The organism is Deferribacterota bacterium, assembly GCA_034189185.1.
Lineage (GTDB): Bacteria > Chrysiogenota > Deferribacteres > Deferribacterales > UBA228 > UBA228.
On sequence record JAXHVM010000116.1, the window covers coordinates 1 to 5647 of the forward strand.

Here is a 5647-nt window from a genome sequence, read left to right on the forward strand (position 1 = left end):
AAAAGATAAAATATATGTTAATAAAGCATCTAGTGCTGGTGAACCACTAAACCCAGAAGTTATAGAATGGTTTAAAGACAATTGGGGGGTTACCATACATGATCACTATGGTCAAACTGAGATAGGCATGGTTATAAATAATCATCATCACCCATTACTAAGAAAAGATATAAAAATAGGCTCAATGGGTCATTCTATGCCCGGTTTTAGGATGACTATTGTAGATAACTCAGGAGATGAGTTAAAAACATTCAAGGAAGGGCATCTTGCAGTGGACATAAAGTATTCACCCCTTATGTGGTTTCAAGGCTACTTTAAAGAATCTGAAAAAAATAGTGATAAATTTATAAATAATAATAATTATTATTTAACAGGGGATAAAGTCTCATATGATAATGAAGGCTATTTTTATTTCTCTGGAAGGAGTGATGATATAATATTAAGTGCAGGCTATAGAATTAGCCCTGTTGAGATTGAAAATGTGATTATGAAACATGAAAGTGTTGCTGAAGTTGCAGTTGTTGGCATTGCCGATCAATTAAAAGGTGAAACAATAAAAGCCTATATTGTATTAAAAAAGGAGGTAAAGCCTACTGAAGAATTAGCAGAGGATATAAAAAGCTTTGTTAAATCACATCTTGCAGCTCATCAATATCCAAGGCAAATAGAGTTTGTAGAATATCTACCCAAAACCCCTAGTGGCAAAATCCAAAGATTTATGCTTAAAAACAAAGATAGTTAACAATCTCTATTAAACTATAATTTAAAATTGTTAATATATAATTATTGGCCAGGACTTAACTTTAAAGCCATCCTCCTTGCATGAAATATTTTTAGGCCTCTACTATTTGAACCTAATACATCAGCATATATTGTTGGACAATCACCATTTACTACCTCTTCAATGAACACTTCATATACTAGCTTCACTCTCTCTTTTGTTATCTGCCCTCTAGCTAATAATTTATAGGGCTCTCCAGCAACTGGTTCAAAATACCACCCATCTTTATCTAGAGTATATCCTAATCCTATCATATATATTGCAATAACCTGTAAAGCACCATCAGCCATTAGTGTACCAGGCATACAAGGATCTTTATAAAAGTGACAATCTAAAAACCATTTATCAGGTGTTACATCATATTCTGCTCTAATATATCCCCTTTTAAAAGGGCCACCACTTATATCAAAATGGGTTACTCTATCAACTAAATTCATCCTCCCTTTTGGAATTGTAGGGCTTTTTTCATGCAATTTTGTTTTTTCATATCCTTGTCCAAAACAATCGTATACCCTTCCTTCAGTTAAGGCTTTTATATCATCATCACTAAATTTATTTTTTGTACACTTTACAACCGGAGGATCTAATCTTGGATTAGGTGTGAACTCTGCTTCTTCTGGATTCCATATGACTCCGCCTGAGCTTTCTAGTTCAGCATAAGTAAAAAAACCAGCTTGAGCATTTCTAACTGAGAGAATTAGTTCATTATCTATCCTGCAATCATATTGGAAATTAAACATTTTAATCTCACCAAAAGAGATATAATTTAAAATTTCAATCTGAAAACATAGAGTATCGCCAACTTTTGGTGCCTTTCCATAATACATAACATCTGCACCTAATAGCCTGTAAACCCTATTTCCTTTATTGTTCAAAATATCAATACCCTGCCAAGATGTTAACATCAAGTCAGCTTGTCCAGACTCCATAATAATTCCAGGTGGTATATAGTCATCTATTAGATACCATTGACCTTCTAGTATATCAGTTTCTGTCCATAGACTACCACTACCTAATACAAACTGCTCCCCTTCTATGCCCGTTACTCTATCAGCTAATAATAAAGGAGGCATTGGCATTCTAACTTGCAACTCATATTTATCCTGTTCTTTAAATTTTGGACCAAAAATCTCTGATATGTTGCCACAGGCATGAATCTTTAATTGTTCTTTATTAAATTTTGGTCCCACTGGTTTTTTAACAGGCAATGGTTTAAAAGCCAATTTTCTCAATTCTTCTTTTGATATCTTCGCTCCTTTAGAGGCACCTACCTTATTATAATTAAAGGATTTAACCTCCTTTTCTTCTTTTGCTTTGCTTTCTTTAGATTTGCTAAATTCATCTTTTTTATAGGTTATTTTGTTATCATCAGTTTTTAATAGTTCTTCCTTTTTAGAGGTGTCTTCTTTTTCAAAGGCTAAATCTCTAAACCTATTTGACTTTATTGCTTTCTCCAAGATTTCCAATGATTTATTTCTATATGCTAAGTAATTATCAAAAAATGCTTTTTGCTTCTTGGCAAAATTCTTATGGATATTTAAGATATGCTCATTATATCTAAATAAATTATTGAAAATAGGTAGATCTACACCTATATAATCTCTCTTTTTTACAGGTCTCTTCTTTTTCATTGGTTTTTCCTGCACATATGGCAGTTTTGGTGCCCTAGTTAAAACTAGTGGCTCATCAACTTGTACGTCATCAATATATACTTCCTCATATAAGAATTGTTTTTTATCTTCAATTATATAATTCTCGATAGGTGGGATTTTAGGTAGGTCTTTATATACATCTACAGTTATTTTCTTTTTTGGATCTAAGATTTCTTTTTGTGATCTAAGGTCTATATTTTTAAAATGTTCAAAGTAGTTTTCATATTCAAACTCCACCCCTGCAGCTAAGAGCTCAGCTATAACGTAAAATACTTGTTCTGCTGAAGACCTATTTGGCTTATCTAGGGAAACTATAACAATTTCATCTCTTTTATCACTTAAAATCCTTTCAATCCATCTTGAACATGCATCCCTTGGACCATGTTCGATAAATATCCTAACACCATCTTTATAAGCATTTTCAATCATCAAAGGAAAATTCAACGGTTTTGTTGCCATGCCAAGTATGGCATCGGCTGCATTTTTATCGGTTGGATAATAGTAACTGCCTGTAGAGGAGGTATAAAATCTTATATCAGAAATGGGGTTAGTTTCTCTATGATGAAATTCCCACCATTCTTTTGCATAATAATTTAGCTCAGGACAATGGTTTGCCACGTCATAGGGCAGTTTTATATATCTATTTGCACCAAATTTTTTAGCAATCTTTTCACAAATTTCTCTCTGACCACTAATAACAGCATCATCAGGCGAATTTATCATTGTTAAATGTACTAAATCCTCTTTTTCTGCCTCCTTTTTTATCTCATCAATAGGTGCCATTATCCAATAGTTTACCCATTCAACATCCTTGACACCTTTATCTTCCCATGCTTTTTTTATGACCTCACATTTACCACCAATCTTTTCGGTTAAAACTTTTGCGTTTTTAAATTCATAGAACATATTCTCTAAATCAGTCCATGCCCCAAGAGCCATAAGCGAATTTGACTCACCAGATGAATACCCAATAGCTGCATTAGGTTTTATATTTAATTGATTCCTTGTTATAAAAGCATGTACCTGTGATATTAAAGTTGCACCCCATAAAATTTTTTCAGCATCAGGTTCTTCATCTTCATTATAGATCCAGCCTACAGAGCTATTCAGTTCGGGAAACATCTCAGAGATGCCTTCCTTCATAAATGGATATGCCATCAAAAGCTCTGAGCCCATCCCTTTATAAGCTGCAGCAGCACCTGCAAATACAAAGGCAATCTCACCACTTATAGGTTTGTCATAATAATAAATCCCATATTTGTTATTAGAAAAAGTGATATTATTTTCTTTCTTTTCAAGTAAGCTGGCTGCCATATTTTTAGCTTCTTCAATAAATTCTTTTTCAAAAACCAATAAAACTAGCCTGGAAGCTCCATCCCCATTTTTATTAAAGCTTTCAAGATGAGCTTTTACTTCTCTTCTATCTGAACCTTTAAATATAAACATATCTGGTAGTCTATCAACAAATAAACCCTCTTGGATTGCCTTTTCATCCTCCTTAATTATTATACTTTCACTGCCATTATATTTAGCTGAAGCATTGACCTTAGTTAGAAATGTTTTACCTGTAGGCAAATAGGGTGTTGCTTTCTTACCCTTAAATGAAGGTACTGATTTATAACTACATACTAATGTTGCCGCTAAAATATCTAACAAAGTTGATGCACAGTGAGAATAACCGTAATAGTTAATAAAATTGTTATCACCCTCACTATCTATAATAAAATCGGGCTCTCTTTTCATCCTATCAGTAATAATAGAATAAATCTTATCACCATCTTTCCTTGCATCTTCTAGTCTTTTTAATACCAATGTAACTGCTATATCACCTGGAATGTGCTTATTTTTATCTAATATTGATTTTGCAGCCTCTATATGATAATAAGTACTACACACATCAACGGCTCCAACCAAAGCTGTATCTAGCTCTTTTGCTCTTAATGATCTAATAGCAATATTTAATGCTGTAAGCCCTGATAATTCTTCACTAGATATAGTAAAACTAGAAGATCTAAAGTCATAATTATTTGAAATCCTGTTTGCTACATTGTTTGGTATAATACCCAAAGCCCCAGCAACAGTTTGATAGGGGCATACTATATTTTGTGAATCATCAATCCATCTATTTATATCAATATTTTCTACATCAATCACACTAGAAAATTTATTTGCCCAATCTATAAACCTACAGGCAATTCCAAACTGAACACCTGTACAATCAGTTTGCATGCCAGCATATATTCCAGTTTTCTCTTTATCATATTTTTTTAACTTCTTTAAAGCATCCCTTGCTGTTTTTAATAACATTAATTGTTGTGGAAGCGTCTGTCTTATATCATTTGGTGGAAATTTTATTTCAAAAAGAGGCAAATCTATCTGTTTACAAAGACCCAACAATTCATCCTTTTTTAATTCAGTAAGCCTGGATTCTCCTTTAAACATACTAATAATAAAATCCTCAAGGTTAACTACATTAGCTGCTATAACGCCTAACCCTACAATGGCAATATCTTTATTCTGCAAGCTTTTACTATTTTTAATAGATATTTTAAAATTATCTTTTTTGTATTCTTCTAGTATCATATGCGCATTATTGCCACCAAACCCAAAATTACTAACACCAGCCTTTTTACTTCCCTTAGATTTCCACTCTTTATTCTCACGTAAAACATTTATTTTAGAGTCTTTAAATTCATCTATGAGCTCTCCTTCACCTAATGAAGCAGGCATAAGATTGTTTTCAAAAGCTTTTAATACCTTAATAGCCGCAGCTACCCCAGATGCAGTTATAGTATGACCTATATTAGATTTAATACTTGCAATATTAACAATTGATTCCTTAAAAATCTCTTTCATAGCTTGGGCTTCCATATTGTCACCCACTGGAGTAGCAGTAGCATGACATTCAACTAACTCAATATCAGAAGGGTTTAATTTTGCCAATTCATATGCCTTTAACATTGCCTTTACTTGCCCTTCCTTGGCTGGCACAAGTAGCCCATGCCCCCTTCCATCATTAGTTAGTGATATTGCCTTTATTACACCATATATATCTTTATTCTCTTTAATAGCATCACTCAATCTCATTAATGTGAAAAAACCAGCCCCTTGTGCAGGTATAAGTCCATCAGCAGCTTTAAAAAAAGGCATACTTCGTCCACTTCTACTTACTGCTTGTATATTAGAAAAACCAGTATGCACTATTAAATCATCT

General features: G+C 33.0%; 2 protein-coding genes. One reads left to right on the forward strand and one right to left on the reverse strand.

All coding sequences use genetic code 11. The annotated features are described in order from the left end of the window. Positions 1-742, forward strand: a 742-nt coding sequence (locus SVN78_07845) for an AMP-binding protein (GenBank protein ID MDY6821516.1), incomplete at its 5' end; no start/stop codon positions are given. Positions 743-783: 41 nt separating this feature from the next. Here the strand turns inward: SVN78_07845 and SVN78_07850 are convergent. Beyond that, the gene (locus SVN78_07850) at positions 784-5634 is read right to left on the reverse strand and encodes a beta-ketoacyl synthase N-terminal-like domain-containing protein (GenBank protein ID MDY6821517.1); all 4851 of its coding nucleotides are present in this window, start codon (positions 5632-5634) and stop codon (positions 784-786) included. Positions 5635-5647: the final 13 nt, after the last annotated feature.